The 15,009-nt window shown below is 62.7% G+C and carries 17 protein-coding genes; 6 read left to right on the forward strand and 11 right to left on the reverse strand.

From position 1 onward, the window contains the following. The 6 genes from ETW24_RS08235 to ETW24_RS08260 form a co-directional block, all read right to left on the reverse strand. Window positions 1-633 carry a glutathione S-transferase family protein gene (locus ETW24_RS08235; RefSeq protein WP_129370581.1) on the reverse strand — a complete coding sequence of 211 codons (633 nt, stop codon included), beginning with the start codon at window positions 631-633 and terminating at the stop codon, window positions 1-3. Window positions 634-911: 278 nt separating this feature from the next. Further along, a complete protein-coding gene (locus ETW24_RS08240) occupies window positions 912-2,060 on the reverse strand; it encodes an acyl-CoA dehydrogenase family protein (protein ID WP_129370582.1) in 1,149 nt (382 codons plus the stop codon). 28 nt (window positions 2,061-2,088) lie between these two features. Continuing rightward, window positions 2,089-2,301 carry a hypothetical protein gene (locus ETW24_RS08245; RefSeq protein ID WP_129372877.1) on the reverse strand — a complete coding sequence of 71 codons (213 nt, stop codon included), beginning with the start codon at window positions 2,299-2,301 and terminating at the stop codon, window positions 2,089-2,091. 76 nt (window positions 2,302-2,377) lie between these two features. Then, complete coding sequence (locus ETW24_RS08250) at window positions 2,378-4,159, reverse strand: acyl-CoA dehydrogenase C-terminal domain-containing protein (protein ID WP_129370583.1); 1,782 nt, start codon at window positions 4,157-4,159, stop codon at window positions 2,378-2,380. A gap of 74 nt (window positions 4,160-4,233) precedes the next feature. After that, window positions 4,234-4,635: a MerR family transcriptional regulator gene (locus ETW24_RS08255; RefSeq protein ID WP_129370584.1), complete on the reverse strand. Its 402-nt coding sequence runs from the start codon at window positions 4,633-4,635 to the stop codon at window positions 4,234-4,236. Between the two features lie 454 nt (window positions 4,636-5,089). Beyond that, window positions 5,090-5,458 carry a MerR family transcriptional regulator gene (locus ETW24_RS08260; protein WP_129370585.1) on the reverse strand — a complete coding sequence of 123 codons (369 nt, stop codon included), beginning with the start codon at window positions 5,456-5,458 and terminating at the stop codon, window positions 5,090-5,092. A gap of 124 nt (window positions 5,459-5,582) precedes the next feature. On the opposite strand from ETW24_RS08260, the gene ETW24_RS08265 reads away from it, so the two are divergent. Genes ETW24_RS08265 through ETW24_RS08275 form a run of 3 tightly spaced genes read left to right on the forward strand, consistent with a single transcriptional unit; the run spans window position 5,583 to window position 7,844 of the window. After that, entirely contained in the window at window positions 5,583-6,005 is a 423-nt protein-coding gene (locus ETW24_RS08265) for a PaaI family thioesterase (RefSeq protein ID WP_129370586.1), read from the forward strand. After that, window positions 6,002-6,520 (forward strand): PaaI family thioesterase, encoded by a 519-nt coding sequence (locus tag ETW24_RS08270; protein WP_024089720.1) that lies wholly within the window; start codon window positions 6,002-6,004, stop codon window positions 6,518-6,520. Before ETW24_RS08265 ends, ETW24_RS08270 begins: the two co-directional genes overlap by 4 nt. A gap of 4 nt (window positions 6,521-6,524) precedes the next feature. Then, entirely contained in the window at window positions 6,525-7,844 is a 1,320-nt protein-coding gene (locus ETW24_RS08275; RefSeq protein WP_129370587.1) for an MATE family efflux transporter, read from the forward strand. A 36-nt stretch (window positions 7,845-7,880) separates the two neighbouring features. Here ETW24_RS08275 and arsC read toward each other — a convergent pair whose 3' ends face one another. Genes arsC through ETW24_RS08290 form a run of 3 tightly spaced genes read right to left on the reverse strand, consistent with a single transcriptional unit; the run spans window position 7,881 to window position 9,612 of the window. Beyond that, entirely contained in the window at window positions 7,881-8,222 is a 342-nt protein-coding gene (gene arsC / locus ETW24_RS08280) for an arsenate reductase (glutaredoxin) (RefSeq protein ID WP_129372878.1), read from the reverse strand. Continuing rightward, window positions 8,219-9,277 carry a quinone-dependent dihydroorotate dehydrogenase gene (locus ETW24_RS08285; RefSeq protein WP_129370588.1) on the reverse strand — a complete coding sequence of 353 codons (1,059 nt, stop codon included), beginning with the start codon at window positions 9,275-9,277 and terminating at the stop codon, window positions 8,219-8,221. Before ETW24_RS08285 ends, arsC begins: the two co-directional genes overlap by 4 nt. Beyond that, window positions 9,274-9,612, reverse strand: a complete 339-nt coding sequence (locus ETW24_RS08290; protein ID WP_129370589.1) for a DUF952 domain-containing protein — start codon at window positions 9,610-9,612, stop codon at window positions 9,274-9,276. The genes ETW24_RS08285 and ETW24_RS08290 overlap by 4 nt, the downstream gene beginning before the upstream one ends. A 162-nt stretch (window positions 9,613-9,774) precedes the next feature. Between ETW24_RS08290 and ETW24_RS08295 the strand changes: the two genes are divergently transcribed. After that, a complete protein-coding gene (locus ETW24_RS08295; RefSeq protein ID WP_129370590.1) occupies window positions 9,775-11,355 on the forward strand; it encodes a bifunctional metallophosphatase/5'-nucleotidase in 1,581 nt (526 codons plus the stop codon). A 153-nt stretch (window positions 11,356-11,508) separates the two neighbouring features. Next, window positions 11,509-11,817, forward strand: coding sequence for a J-domain-containing protein (locus ETW24_RS08300; RefSeq protein WP_129370591.1), 309 nt, complete (start codon window positions 11,509-11,511; stop codon window positions 11,815-11,817). A gap of 6 nt (window positions 11,818-11,823) precedes the next feature. On the opposite strand, the gene ETW24_RS08305 is transcribed toward ETW24_RS08300, so the two are convergent. Next, the gene (locus ETW24_RS08305) at window positions 11,824-13,572 is read right to left on the reverse strand and encodes a tetratricopeptide repeat-containing sulfotransferase family protein (protein ID WP_129370592.1); all 1,749 of its coding nucleotides are present in this window, start codon (window positions 13,570-13,572) and stop codon (window positions 11,824-11,826) included. A 91-nt stretch (window positions 13,573-13,663) separates the two neighbouring features. On the opposite strand from ETW24_RS08305, the gene ETW24_RS08310 reads away from it, so the two are divergent. Further along, window positions 13,664-14,353 carry an SOS response-associated peptidase gene (locus ETW24_RS08310; RefSeq protein WP_129370593.1) on the forward strand — a complete coding sequence of 230 codons (690 nt, stop codon included), beginning with the start codon at window positions 13,664-13,666 and terminating at the stop codon, window positions 14,351-14,353. Window positions 14,354-14,355: 2 nt separating this feature from the next. Here ETW24_RS08310 and ETW24_RS08315 read toward each other — a convergent pair whose 3' ends face one another. After that, window positions 14,356-14,847 (reverse strand): MarR family winged helix-turn-helix transcriptional regulator, encoded by a 492-nt coding sequence (locus ETW24_RS08315; protein WP_129370594.1) that lies wholly within the window; start codon window positions 14,845-14,847, stop codon window positions 14,356-14,358. Between the last annotated feature and the right edge of the window lie 162 nt (window positions 14,848-15,009).

The raw sequence follows: 15,009 nt of genomic DNA on the forward strand, positions 1-15,009 counted from the left end.
TCACGCCCGGTCCGACGGGTTGCCGGGCATCAAATCATAGGGGTGTTTCCAGCCTGGAACCGCGCTGATGCGGGTCAGCCAGGCGTCAATATTAGGCCACTCGGTCCGGTCAAAGCCGAAGGGTTCGGGGTAATACAGATAACTGCAGCAGCTGATGTCAGCATTGCTAAGATCCTCCCCCACAATCCACTCCCGCCCCTTCAGGTGGTGTTCCAATGTGGCATATGCGGCCTTCAGGCGGCCCTGCATGAAAGCGATCACTTCCGGCGGCCGGTGTTTTTCCGGCAGGAAGTTGATCAGGAAGCGGGTCATGCCGGCCTGGCTGGACATTTTGTGATTGTCCCACAGCACCCAACGCAGAATCTCGTACTTGTCTTCCGGACGGCCTGCGAACTTGCCGGTCTTGTCGCTGATATACTGCTGGATCACGCCGGACTGCGACAGGCACACATCGCCGTCCACCAGCACCGGCGCCTCGGCCATCACGTTCAGGCCGCGGTAATCGTCGGTGCGGTGCGCGCCGCTGAAGAAATCGACAAAGACCGGTTCCCAGGCAAGGCCCGACAGTTCCAGCGCAAGCGCCGCCTTGTAGGAATGACCGCTTTCGCCGAAGCAGTGCAGTTTTATTGTCATCTGCTGTTCCCTGTGTCTGCTGGTGGAGCGGGGGTTTCACACCCCCGCGCCCCCGTGGAGTATTTTTGGAAAGATGATGCAGCATTAACCCGCTGCGTCTTCCTGTTTGCTATCTTTGACCTGCGGTACAGGCTGGAGAGCCGATGGCCGTGAAAGCTGAAGACGTCCCTGCCCATTTGGCGCCGGCCTGGGGGCAGGGGCACTCTTTCGCCTTCATCTTTCCCCAAATACTCAAATCCCATCATCAGCCTCCCGCCGCTCCGCCGCGGCTCCTGCGCCTACAGCGTCCTTGAAATCAGCTCCTTCATGATTTCATTGGTGCCGCCATAGATCCGCTGCACCCGGGCATCTGCCCACATCTCACCCACCGCATATTCCTGCATGTAGCCATAGCCGCCGAAGAGTTGCAGGCACTCGTCCAGCACCTCGCCCTGGGTATCGGTGATCCAGTATTTCGCCATCGCTGCCTTCTCAACCGTCAGCTTGCCCGCCAGATGCTCGGCAATGCAGTCATCCAGAAAGGCGCGCGCCACTTTGGCTTTGGTCAGGCATTCCGCCAGTTTAAACCGCGTGTTCTGAAACTGCAGGATCGGACCGCCAAAGGCTTCGCGTTCCTTGCAATAGGCAATGGTGCGGTCCACGGCACCTTCCATGGCGCCCACTGCGCCGCAGGCGATGATCAGCCGTTCCTGCGGCAGTTGCTTCATCATTTGATAAAAGCCCTGACCCTCGGCGCCGCCCAGAATGTTCTCCGGCGGGATTTCCACGCCGTCAAAGAACAGCTCGGATGTGTCCGCCGCATGGCAGCCGATCTTGTCGAGGTTGCGGCCGCGGCTGAAGCCCGCTGCACCATCGCTTTCCACCGCCACCAGCGAGACACCCTTGGCACCCGCTGCCGGGTCGGTCTTGGCAGCGACCAGGATCAGATTGGCGTGCTGCCCGTTGGTGATAAAAGTCTTCTGCCCCGACAGCCGGTAGGCATTGCCGTCCCGCACCGCCTTGGTCTTTATCGCCTGCACGTCTGATCCGGTGGACGGTTCCGTCATCGCCAGCGCGCCGACCAGTTCGCCGCTGACCATCCTGGGCAGCCAGCGCTGTTTCTGCTCTTCGGTGCCATAGGCCAGGATATAGTGGCCGACGATGCCGGAATGGATGCCCTGGCCCCAGCTGGCCAGATTGGCGCGGCTGCCTTCCATCAGGATCACCGCCTCATGGCCGAAGTCGCCGCCGGCGCCGCCGTATTCCTCGGGGATCGAGGGGCAGAGCAGGCCGAGGTCCCCGGCCTGGTTCCAGGTCTCCCGGTCCATCATGCCTTGCTTGCGCCAGGTCTCGAACTTGGGCGCCCATTCATTGGTGATGAACTGGGCCGTCATTCCGGCGAGCATCTGATGCTCATCCGTCATCCATGCGGAGCGCGTCTCGGTCATCTTTCTCCCTTTGGCCGCTTTGCGGGCCTTATCTTTTGCGCGCCTCCAGCTCGGCGTTGAACAGCCGCAGCCGGTGGCTCAGGTTTTCATAATCCGTCACGCTGTCGAAATTCTCGAACAGGAATGACAGCGCCTCGCCTTCATCCAGCCCCGCCTCCTGGGCAAACTTCTTTAGCTTGCGATAGCCGTCCTCGGTCATTGCAACCGGAAAACGGCGGGTCAGGCGGAAACGTTTCGGCATCATGTGGTCCTTTGCATGTCAAAGCACCGGTCGGGGTTGCGTTGGGCGTTCCCGACACGGGAACGCCCGGAAGGCATCAGAAAGCGTCTGCGTCCAGCGCCATCACCGTATCAGCACCGCTTTCGATGCGGGCCAGGTGCAGTTTGGTCGCGGGCAGCCGCCGTGCCATATAGTACCGGCCGGTTGCGAGTTTCGTCTCATAGAACGCCGCGTCAGAAGACCCAGCGTCAAGCGCTTCCTGCGCGGCCTTGCCCATCTTTGCCCACATCAGGCCCAGGCAAACCTGCCCGAACAGATGCATGAAGTCGTAAGAGCCCGCCAGCGCGTGATTGGGATCCTTCATGCCGTTTTGCATGAAATACATGCCTGCTGCCTGCAGGTCTTTGGATGCGGCCTTCAGCGGATCAATGAAGTCTTTGCCGAAAGCCTCTGAAACATCTTTGTTTTCCTGGCAGAACGTTTTTACCAGATCAAAGAACGCCAGCACGTATTTGCCGCCGTGCTGACCCAGCTTGCGGCCCACCAGGTCCAGCGCCTGCACGCCGTTGGCGCCCTCATAGATCATCGCGATGCGGGCATCGCGGGTGTATTGCGACATGCCTGATTCTTCGATGTAGCCGTGGCCGCCGTAAATCTGCTGCGCCTGCACGGTCATGTCATAGCCCTGATCGGTCAGGAAACCCTTGATCACCGGCGTCATCAGCGAGATCAGCCCGTCGGCGTCCTTGTCGTCCGCACGGTGCGCCTGGTCGATCAGGGTGGCACCCCACAGCAGGAACGCGCGCGCGCCCTCGGCAAAGCTTTTCTGGTCCATCAGAGAGCGGCGGATATCCGGGTGCACAATCAGCGGATCGGCGGGGCCGTCCGGGTTTTTGGCGCCGGTCACATCGCGGCCCTGCAGCCGGTCCTTGGCGTACTCGACCGCGTTCTGATAGGCGGCCTCGGCCTGGGCCAGACCCTGCATGCCGACCCCCAGACGGGCCTCGTTCATCATGGTGAACATGGCGCGCATGCCTTTATGCTCTTCGCCCAGCAGCCAGCCGGTGGCGCCGTCATAATCCATCACACAGGTCGAATTGCCGTGGATGCCCATCTTCTCTTCGATCTTGCCGACCGAGACGCCGTTACGCTCCCCCAGCGAGCCGTCCTCATTCACCAGGAACTTGGGCACGATGAACAGGCTGACGCCCTTGATGCCGTCGGGGCCGCCGGGGATTTTGGCCAGCACCAGATGGACGACGTTTTCCGCCATGTCGTGATCGCCCGAGGAGATGAAGATCTTCTGCCCCGAGATCTTGAAGCTGCCGTCGCCCTGCGGTTCTGCCTTGCTGCGCATCAGGCCCAGATCGGTGCCGCAATGCGGTTCGGTCAGGTTCATGGTGCCGGTCCACTGACAGCTGACCATATTGGGCAGATAGGTGGCTTTCTGTTCGTCCGTGCCATGCACCAGAATAGCCGAGGCGGCGCCATGGGTCAGGCCCTGGTACATGGTGAACGCCTGGTTGGCAGAGGAGAAAAACTCCCCCACTGCGGTGCCCATCACATAGGGCATGTTCTGGCCGCCGAACTCCTCGGGCATATCCAGCCCGGTCCAGCCGCCTTCCTTGACCTGCTCAAAGGCCTCTTTGAAGCCCTTGGGCGTATAGACCACGCCGTTTTCCAGCCGGCAGCCCTCGGTGTCGCCCACCACATTCAGGGGGTGCAGCACTGCGCTGGCGATCTTGCCGGCTTCTTCCAGCACAGCGCCGGTAAAATCCGGCTCCAGTTCGCTGTATCCGGGGGTGCCGCTGCCGGACACCTTCAAAACGTCATGCAGGATGAACTGGGCGTCTTTTGCGGGGGCTGTATAAGAAGGCATTGCGGTCCTCTTCAGGGGTCTTGTTGCTTAGGGTCGGTGCCGGGCAGGCCGGCGGAATAGGGCGGGGCGGCTGCCTATTGGGCGGCCTCCTGCTTGGCCCGCATCGAGGCGATCATCTTTTCGCCCCAGGCCAGCTGGTCTTTCAGGTCCTCGATCGCTTCGGTCAGCTCTTCGCGCTGGCGCTCCATATCGGCAAGCCGCTCGCGGCCGACCTCATAGGTCTTGGTGAGCTGGGTCACCTGCTGGTCACCGGCATGGTACAGATCCAGCAGCTGGCGGATTTCCTCCAGGCTGAACCCGAACCGCTTGCCGCGCAGGATCAGCTTCAGCCGGGCGCGGTCGCGTTTGGTGAACAACCGCTTCTGGCCGTCGCGGATCGGGAACAGCAGTTCCTTGGCCTCGTAGAACCGGAGCGTGCGGGGCGTGACGTCATATGCCTCGCACATCTCCCGGATGGTCATGGTTTTCTCAGTCATCATCGTTACTCTTACGGCTTGGTGCAGGACCAAGCTGGGCGCATCCGGCTTTTCGATCAAGACTGACTTTACGTTTACGTAAGTTGTACGTTGCGTCACTTTGGGCTGAGTGAAAGGTTCGTAAAACGAACATAAAGTGACGCAGCGTTACGGATTGGTGCCCTCGCCAGAGCAAGGTTCCGAAGCCTTGAAAGGAATGTTTTGCAGACGAATCCAGCAGCCCGGAATCAAAACCAAGGCGTCAGGCAAGCGCTTGCCGGCCGTGCTTTGCGGCGCATAGCACGAGAGACCGCCCCAAAGGGCCGACGCCCTTGCAGCCTGGCATCACATTAAAAATACAGCGCTGCCTGGCTGCTGGAAAGCGGCAGGCAAAACAGTCCGGCACCCGCCCCGCGGGCAGGCGCTTGCCCGGCTTATTAAAACGGGACTGGCTTAGGATAGATGTCGAAGGAGATTACTTCAGCAGCGCCCGGGTGCTTTCGCGCAGCTCGCTCAGCTCTTCAATGGCCTCATTGATCTGTTCACGCTGCTTTTCCAGTTCCACCAGCTGACGGTCAGCCATTTCCATGAATGCATGGTTCTGGGCGTCATTGCTCTCTTTTTCATAGATCATGAGCCACTGGCGGATCTCTTCCAGCTGAAAGCCGAACTTGCGCCCGCGCAGGATCAGCTTCATCCGCGCCCGCTCCCGTGCGCCATAGAAACGCGACCGGCCTTCGCGGTCCGGCTGCAGCAATTCGATGTATTCATAGTAGCGCAGCGTCCGCGGCGTAACCTCGAACTCGGCGCACATTTCTTTGAATGACAATCTGTTGTCGGTCATCCGTCTTCTCCCTTGCCGGGAACCTATGCACTTGCAGCGAACAGTGCAACCTCCGCGGCGGCACTCTTGCGCTTTCGCCGGGGCGGGGCCAAAGATGAAGCAGACAATCCAAAGGGGCAGCCCCATGGCCGACAAGACCGACCTCGCGCGCCAGTTCATCGAAGCGATCCCCCATGCCCAGCAATTGGGCATGAAGCTGACTGAGATCAGCGACGGCACTGCCGAAATCCGCATGGCGTATGATGAAAAGCTGATCGGCGACCCCGCAACCGGCGTCATTCACGGCGGCGCGGTCTCGGCGCTGATGGACACCTGCTGCGGCGCCGCAGTGATGAGCCATCCTTCGGCGCCGGGCGGCACTGCCACCATCGATCTTCGCATCGATTACATGCGCCCGGCAACGCCGGGACAGGCGATTACCACCCGCGCCACCTGCCACCAGATCACCCGCAGCGTCGCCTTTGTCCGCGCCGTGGCGATGGACGAGGACACAGACCGCCCCGTCGCCACCGCCGCGGGCGCCTTTACCGTGGAGAAGAAGTTTTGAGCCGCCCCCGTCCAGAACCGATCCAGGTGGTCAAGCAGCGCCGCGATGCGGCCCTGTCGGCGCTGGTGGATTCGGTGCCCTATATCCGCTTTCTGAACGTGACATTTGAGCGCCGCGGAGATGAGCTGACGGCGCAGCTGAATTTTGATGACAAGCTGATCGGTAACCCGTTCCTGCCCGCCATTCACGGCGGGGTGACAGCGGCCTTCCTGGAAATCACCGCGATGATCACGCTCAATTGGTCGCACCTGTGGCAGCGCATCGAATCCGGCGATCTGGATCCGGCGGAAATGGCCAAGGGCAACCTGCCGCGCCAGCCCAAGACCATCGACTTCACCGTCGATTACCTGCGCTCAGGCCTGCCGCGCGATGCCTATGCCCGCGCCCGGGTGAACCGGTCAGGGCGCCGCTATGCCTCGGTGCATGTAGAGGCCTGGCAGGATCACAAGGACAAGCTGTTCGCCCAGGCCACCGGCCATTTCCTGATGCCGCAGGATCAGAACGGCGAAGGCTGACCCGATGACCAGCGTCGGCCATGAGATCACCCATAAACGGGTGCTGAAAATCGCTTTGCCGATTGTGCTGTCCAACGCCACGGTGCCGATCCTGGGTGCGGTGGATACCGGCGTCGTGGGACAGATGGGCCAGGCCGCACCGATAGGTGCGGTTGGTATTGGCGCGGTGATCCTGGCGACGATCTATTGGATCTTCGGTTTCCTGCGCATGGGCACCACTGGCCTTGCGGCGCAGGCCCGCGGGGCCGGGGACTGGGCTGAGACAGGCGCCCTTCTGACGCGCGGTTTGCTGCTGGCCTTTGCGGCCGGTGCCGTTTTCATCATTGCACAAGGTGCGGTGTTCTGGGGCGCCTTTGCGCTGGCGCCCGCCAGTGCCGAGGTCGAAGACCTGGCGCGGGACTACCTGCAGATCCGGATCTGGGGGGCGCCTGCCACGATTGCGCTTTATGCCGTCACCGGCTGGCTGATCGCGGTCGAGCGCACCCGCGGCGTGTTCCTGCTGCAGGTCTGGATGAACGGGCTCAACATCGTGCTGGACCTGTGGTTTGTGCTAGGTCTTGGCTGGGGTGTCGAAGGCGTTGCCATTGCCACGCTGATTGCGGAATGGACCGGGCTGGCCCTGGGGCTGTACCTGTGCCGTGATGCCTTTGCCGGTGACCAATGGCGCGACTGGGCGCGGGTGTTCGACCCGGCGCGGCTGAAGCGGATGATGCAAGTCAATGGCGATATCATGGTGCGCTCGGTGCTGCTGACCGGCTCTTTTACCACCTTCCTGTTCATCGGCTCCGGCATCGGCGATGTGAACCTCGCCGCCAATCAGATCCTGCTGCAGTTTGTCGAAATCACCGCCTTTGCGCTGGACGGCTTTGCCTTCTCTGCCGAAGCGCTGGTGGGCGGTGCCGTCGGTGCCAAGGCCCGCCAAAGATTGCGCCGTGCGGCGGTGATCACCTCGCAATGGGGCGTCGGCGGGGCGGTTCTGCTTGGCATTGCCTTTGCACTCGGCGGCCCCTGGCTGATCGACCTCATGTCCACGTCGCCGGAAGTACGCGAGGCGGGGCGGGTGTTTCTGGTCTGGGCGGCGGTGCTGCCGGTCCTCAGCGTGGCGAGCTACATGTTCGACGGCATCTATATCGGCGCCACTTGGACCCGCGATATGCGGTGGGCGATGCTGCAATCGGTGGCCATCTATGTGACGGCGCTGCTGCTGCTGGTTCCAGCCTTTGGCAATCATGGCCTTTGGGCCGCGCTGATCGTGCTGAACATCGCCCGCGGCGTCACGCTGGGCCTGCGCTATCCGCGGCTGGAGGCGCAGGTGGGCATTTGAGTATTCAGGGCGGGCCTATTGGCCCGCAGCCGCCACTTACAGCAGCGTTTCAATCGCCTCGGTGGGGCGTCCGATCACAGCCTTGCCATCCTTAATCGCAATCGGGCGCTCGATCAGGATCGGGTTCGCGGCCATGGCTGCCAGCAGCTCTTCCTCGGTGCTGTCCTTGGTCAGGCCCAGCTCTTTGAAGACTTTTTCGCCGGTCCGTACCATCTCCACCGCAGGCACATTGAGTGCGGCCAATACGGTCTTCAGCTCCTGGACCGAAGGCGTATCTTCCAGATACACCCGCGTCTGCACATCCGCGCCGCGCTCCTCAATCAGCGCAAGGCCCGCGCGGGATTTTGAGCATTTCGGGTAATGCCAATAAGTAATCACAGCCAATCCTTCCGTTTGGTGCCAACCGCCTGTGCGACGTTGTCAAAGCCATCCCGCGCCAGCAGCGCGTCCAGCCCGCGGGCGATGTCTCCGGCCAACGACAACCCGCCATAGACCATCGCGGTGTAGAACTGCACCGCTGACGCCCCGGCGCAGATCTTGGCATAGGCCTGCTCCGCCGTGCTGATACCGCCGACACCGACCAGCGGCACTTGGCCCTCCAGCAGCTCCGACAGCTGCGCAAGCACCCGGGTGGATTTTTCAAACAGCGGCGCTCCGGACAGACCGCCGGCCTCACCCTTATGGGCACTTCGCAGACCGTCGCGCGACAGGGTGGTGTTGGTGGCAATCACCGCGTCGATGCCGGATTCCAAGGCAACGGCGGCGATGTCCGCAATGCCTTCGCGGTCCAGATCCGGGGCAATCTTCAGGAAGACCGGCACCCGGCGGCTCAGTCGGTTACGGGTCCCAATGACGCCTGCCAGCAAAGCCGTGAGCGCCGCCTTGCCCTGCAGGTCGCGCAGTTTTTCGGTGTTGGGGGAGGACACGTTGACAGTGGCAAAGTCCAGATGCGCACCGCAATGGGCCAGCACCTTGGCAAAATCCGCCGCGCGGTCCTCGCTGTCCTTGTTGGCGCCGAGGTTCAGGCCGATGACGGCTTCGCGGGGACGTTGCGCCAGCCGGGCAGCGATCGCCTCCATGCCCTCGTTGTTGAAGCCGAAGCGGTTGATCGCCGCCTTGTCCTCGGTCAGGCGGAACAGGCGCGGCTTGGGGTTGCCGGGCTGCGGGCGCGGGGTGGCAGCACCGACCTCGATGAAACCAAATCCGGACTTCGCCAGCGGCGCCAACGCCTCGGCGTTTTTGTCATAGCCTGCGGCGAGGCCCACCGGGTTCGGCAGATCAATGCCTGCCAGTGTGGTCCCCAGCCGCGCCGAAGTCACCGGGCCGGGGGCAGGCGCCAGCCCCATGGTCAGCGCCTTGATTGACAGGCCATGGGCGGTTTCCGGATCGGTCTTGTGCAGGGCGGCCAGTGCCAGTTTCTCGGTCAGCTTCATGCCATCTCCTCCGGGAATTGATGCACGCCCTCCGCCAGCGGCAGCGGTTTGGCCCAGACCACATCGCTCAGTCGGATATTGCGGTAGAGATGCGGGAATTCGGCGCCGCCGCGGGAAATCTCCCACTTCAGGTCCGCCCCCATCGCGTCCGCGTCGCAGGCCAGCAGGGTCAGCCCCTCGGCACCGGCAAAATGCTTGGCCGCGGTTTCCGCCGCCTGGGTTGCGGTGGAGAAATGGACGTAACCGTCCGCCACATCAATCGGCGCGCCAGTGGTTTCGCCCGCCGCCTGCAGTGCGGCCCATTCGTCCGCCCGGAAAATCTTGTAAATCAGCATGACGGCCTGATGCCTTGTGTTTGCGGGTGAATCAAGGGGGATTGGCGGCGGCAGCCGCGCAGAGCTGACGCAAGGGGAGGCGGCGGCCTGGCTTTTCCCCTTTGACCGGCGCAGGCTTTGGGCGCAGGATTTTCCCAACACAGATCAACAGGAGCGCCCCAAATGATTGCACGCATTCTCACGTCGGTTGCAGCCCTGACCCTCACAGCCGGCGCGGTGGCGGCGGAGTACAAGCTGACCATCCTGCACACCAACGATTTCCACGCGCGGTTCGAGCCGATCAACAAATACGACAGCACCTGCGACGGTGAGGATCAGGCCGAAGGCAAGTGTTTCGGCGGCACCGCGCGGCTGGTGACGGCCATCGCGGAGGCGCGGGCGCGGGCGGAGCATTCGATTCTGGTGGATGGCGGCGACCAGTTCCAGGGTTCGCTGTTCTATACCTATTACAAGGGCAAGGCCGCGGCGGAATTCATGACCCAGCTGGGCTATGACGGGATGACCGTCGGTAATCATGAGTTTGACGACGGGCCGGAGGTGCTGCGCGGCTTCATGGATGCGGTGGGCTTTCCCGTCTTGATGTCCAATGCTGATGTCTCGGGCGAACCGGCGCTGGCGGATGTGCTGAAGAAATCCACGGTGATCGAGCGCGGCGGCGAGAAGATCGGCCTTATCGGCCTGACGCCCGAAGATACGCATGAGCTGGCAAGCCCCGGTAAGAACGTGCATTTTTCCGACCCCGTGGCGGCGGTGCAGGCAGAGGTCGACAGGCTGACCGCGGAAGGCGTGACCAAGATCGTGGTGCTGAGCCATTCCGGCTATGGCATCGACCAGCGGGTGGCGGCGGAAACCACCGGGGTGGATGTGATCGTCGGCGGCCACAGTAACACCTACCTGTCCAACAGGTCGGACAAGGCCGCTGGCCCGTACCCAACCGTGGTTAACGGGGTGCAGATCGTACAGGCCTATGCCTATGGCAAGTTCCTGGGTGAATTGAGCGTGACCTTCGACGATGCGGGCAATGTGATCAGCGCCTCAGGTGAGCCATTGATCATGGATGCCGCCGTCAGCGAAGATGCGGCCACCCTGGACCGGATTGCCGAACTGGCGCAGCCGCTGGATGAGATCCGCAACAAGGTGGTGGCGGAAACGGCCGCACCGGTTGAGGGCAACCGTGACATTTGCCGGGTGCAGGAATGCCAGATGGGAAATCTGGTGGCTGATGCGATGCTGGACCACGTGCGGGATCAGGGCGTGACCATTGCCATTGCCAACTCCGGCGGCATTCGCGCCAGTCTGGATGCCGGCGCCGTCACCATGGGCGAAGTGCTGACCATCCTGCCGTTTCAAAATACGCTGTCGACCTTTGAGATCAGCGGCGCAACCCTCATCCAAGCGCTGGAAAACGGGGTCAGCCAGGTGGAGGAGGTCAAGGGCCGCTTTCCGCAGGTTGCAGGCCTTACATTCAGCTGGGACGCCTCAGCTGCGCCGAACGAGGGCCGCATCAGGCAAGTGATGGTGGCCGAGGGCGGGGGTTTTGTGCCGATTGATCCGGCAAAGAGATACCTTGTGGTCACCAATGACTATGTCCGCAACGGCGGCGACGGTTATGCGATGTTCGAGGGCGACGACAAGAATGCCTATGATTTTGGCCCTGATGTGGCCGATGTGCTGGCAGGATATCTGGCGGCGCAAGGCCCGTATTCGCCCTATACCGACGGGCGGATATCGCGGATGAAATAGGCGCTGTCAACTAGGTCCGAACCGGATCTAATGTTTCGCGCGCGAAACATTCGGGCAGGGGGGCTGCCGCATTATTTTCGGGGACTGTTAACCTATGCCGGCGGTTCGTAAACGGGCTGGCGGGTGGCAGGGGGGCATGGCAGAATGCGGGTCATGGACCACCCGCTGATCGACCTCATCAATGCCCGGATCGAAGCCGCCGAGAAGGATGGCGCCTTTGACAATTTGCAAGGCGCCGGCAGGCCTCTGCCGGACTGCGATGATCCGGAGAATGAACTGGTCAACCGGCTGGTGCGCGAAAGCGGCGGGGTGCCGGAGTTTGTGAGCCTGTCGCGCGAGCTGCAGCGCCTGCGGGCAGAGCTGCGCGAGGCCGGCGACCGCAGCCGCCGGCAGGAGATCCTGAAAGAGATGTCGATGATGGATGCCCGGCTGGAATTGGCGCGTAAAGCTTATACGAAATAGGCCGGTTTACCCTTTGATTTCCGGCCATATCTCCGGGTCCAATCCGTCGATGAAAGGCGCCAGGACATCGGCGTATTTCTCCCACTTGCCGATTGAGCGCGTGTGCGCCGTCTGCCGCACTTGGGTGTTCGACAGTGTCAGAACCTGGCCCTCGTGGCGTTCCGGGTGGGCCATGTCCTCGACCCAAGTCAGTCCGCAGAAGTCCGCCAGCTTGCGGCTTTGACCCTCGATACCGGCAACGAAATCTTCATAGCGCAGGTCATAGATCCGCCCCGGCATCACCTGCCGCCAGTGCTGCATCAGCCGGCCATAAAGGTTGAACCGGTGCGCCATGGCCTTCAAATCATAGGCATAGGTGAGCGAGCTGCCGGAGAAATAGCCGCGCCAGATCGACAGCGCCACATCGCGCGGATCGCGGCAAAGATGAACAAACCGTGCATCCGGGTAGGCGGTCAGCAGATGGCCCAGCAGCCGGTAATTGTCGGGCATTTTGTCGACATAGGCCGCGGTGCCCTCGGGCATCTGCGGCAGGCGGCTGATGTCCTCGGCTACGAAATTGCGGGCGGCCTCGGGGGGGAAATCCAGACCCTTGTCGATATAGGGATGCAGCAGGAAGGCCGGCACGCCGCGCTCGCCCAAGGGAAACACATCCGGGTGCAGGCCGATCACTGTTTCCGTCAGCGTGGTGCCGGAACGCGGCATCCCCACCACATAGATCGGGCGCGGGCCGTCAACTTCAGTTTCGGCCGGGGGGATCGCCTCCGGGAAGGCCGCCATGATGCGGCTGAACTGGCGTTCGCTGTCCTCGTAATCATAGGGGTTCTGCGCCGCCATACAGGCGTTTGCCTCGTCGTTGTGGGCGGCAAAGCCGTCCTTGTCGCCGCCTTGATCGGCTATCCGGGCCAGGGCAAAGCTGACGTTGGCGCGGTCGAGCGAGCGCGGCGCGGCCGCTTTCAGCGCCTTTTGCGCCACCGGCAGCAACTCTGCGTTCTGTTCACGGCTGTTGAGCCGGGCCAGCATTTCCAGCACCTGGCTGTCCTTGGGGTCCAGATCCAGTATCGCCAGGCAATGGGTGCGGGCGGCATCCGACTCTCCGTTGGAGATCAGCTGGCTGGCCAGCCGCCGCCGTGCCTCCAGGTTTTCGGGCGCCAGGGCGACGGCCTTTTGCGCGGCTTCTGTGGCTTCGTCCTGCCGCATCAGCCGGGCCAGCGGCAGGCTGATATTGGTCAACGCATCCACGTCATCAGGGTTCAGGCGCAGGGTGGCCTGATAGTCTTCCAGCGCGGCTTTTTCATCGCCCAGGTTCTTCCAGGCCATGGCGCGCAGCCGCAGCATCCGCGGCTGTTTGCCATCGCGGGCGAGCGCGTCGCTTGCCGTGGCGATGGCCGCTTCGGGATCATTCTGCACCAGCTGCGCCTGCGCTTTCAGATACAGCGCGCCCTGATCATCGGGCAGATCCGCCAGCACCCGGTCCAGCAGTTTCATTGCGGTCCCGCCCTGCTGCAGGAACAAAAGCGTCTGCGCCAGGTTCTTGCGGGCGTCATGAAAGCCGGGCGCCAGGGCCAGCGCCTTTTTGAAATGCGGCACCGCATCACGGTGTTTGCCAAGCCCGGACAGGGAGATGCCCGCGATGTTAGGAAAATCCGGATGGGTCTTGTGCCGTTTCATCCCGGCTTTGGACTGTTTCAGCGCCTGTTTGAACTTGCCCTGATTGAGAAAGCCGAACGCTGCCTGGAGGTCGTTCTGAAGAGTCATGAGGCCTATCCGTCTCTTGGTGTCAGGGCGGCTGCTTCCCGGATGTGCGCAGACACTTTGCGCGGGGGCAGTCCTGGGTTAGAAAATCAGCATGTGCGGACGATTTGCCATAACCCTGCCCAATGATGCAATGGCGCAGCTGTTTGCAGCGCAGCCTGCGAACACTTTGCCGGATGTGCCTGATTATAATGTCTGCCCCACCAATACGGTGCATGCGGTGCAGGCCGGGGAGGGGGGCCGCCAGCTGGTGCCCATGCGCTGGGGGTTCCTGCCGCAGTGGTATACGGCTGAGACCGCCGGGCCGCTGCTGATCAATGCCCGCGCGGAAACCATCGCGCAAAAACCCGCATTTGCCGCCGCCTGCCGCAAACGGCGCTGCCTGGTCCCGGCCACGGGGTTTTATGAATGGACCAAAGCAGGCGATGGCGCCCGGCTGCCGTGGTACATCCGCCGCAGCGACGCAGCCCCCTTGGCCTTTGCCGCCATCTGGCAGAGCTGGGGAGCGGAAGACCCGGTCAAGACCTGCGCCATTGTCACGACCGCGGCAAATGAGGCGCTGTCGCCTATCCACCACCGGATGCCATTGATCCTGGAACCGCAGGACTGGGGCAGATGGCTGGGCGAGGACGGCCCAGGTGCCGCGCGGCTGATGCAGCCGGGGGCGGCGGGCATTCTGGATTTCCACCGGGTGGATCCGGCGGTGAACTCCAACCGGGCCAGCGGGCCGGAGCTGATTGAGCCGTTTGAGGACGGGGATATCCCGCGCGGCCGGCTGATCTGAGGTTACTCGGCTGCTTGGCGGGACGGCAGGTCGCGCTGCGGCGCGCGGCTCAGGCCGTTGGCGGCGATGGCCGCCTTTTGCAGCAGGGCCACAAAGATCTCGCGTTCCGAATCCGTAAGGCCCGTCAGGATGCCTGGCTGGGCGGCCCGCACAACCGGCAGGATCCGTTGCAGCAATGCTTCGCCTTCGCCGGTCAGGCTGACCTCGCGCGCCCGCCGGTCTGCCTTGGAGATCCCGCGGGCCACCAGCCCCTTCTCCACCAGCCGGTCCACCACCTTGCCCAGGGTGGCCCGGTCATAGGCGATGAGCCCGGCAACCGAGGCCTGGTCGATGCCGGGATGGCGGTGGATCGCGGCCAGGGCAGAGAACTGCACCGGGGTAAGGTCGGCATCTTCCTCAGCCATCCGTTCCATGAACTGGGCGACCGAGATCTGATGCAGCCGCCGGATCAGGTGGCCGGGCAGGGTGTGAATGTCCAAAGGGTCGCTGTCCATGGCCTTCTGGTCCTTGCCGGCCTGTTGGGGCCGGTCTGCTGGTTCGGGCCTTCTGCCCGCGGGTCTGTTCACCCTGACTGCCATACTGCCCTGTGCGCAGTACGTGCAAGTTTTATTGCCGCAACTGCGGCATTTGCGGCTTTTCCTTGCCGAAGGCGCGGG

This window comes from Leisingera sp. NJS204, assembly GCF_004123675.1.
Taxonomy (GTDB): Bacteria; Pseudomonadota; Alphaproteobacteria; order Rhodobacterales; family Rhodobacteraceae; genus Leisingera.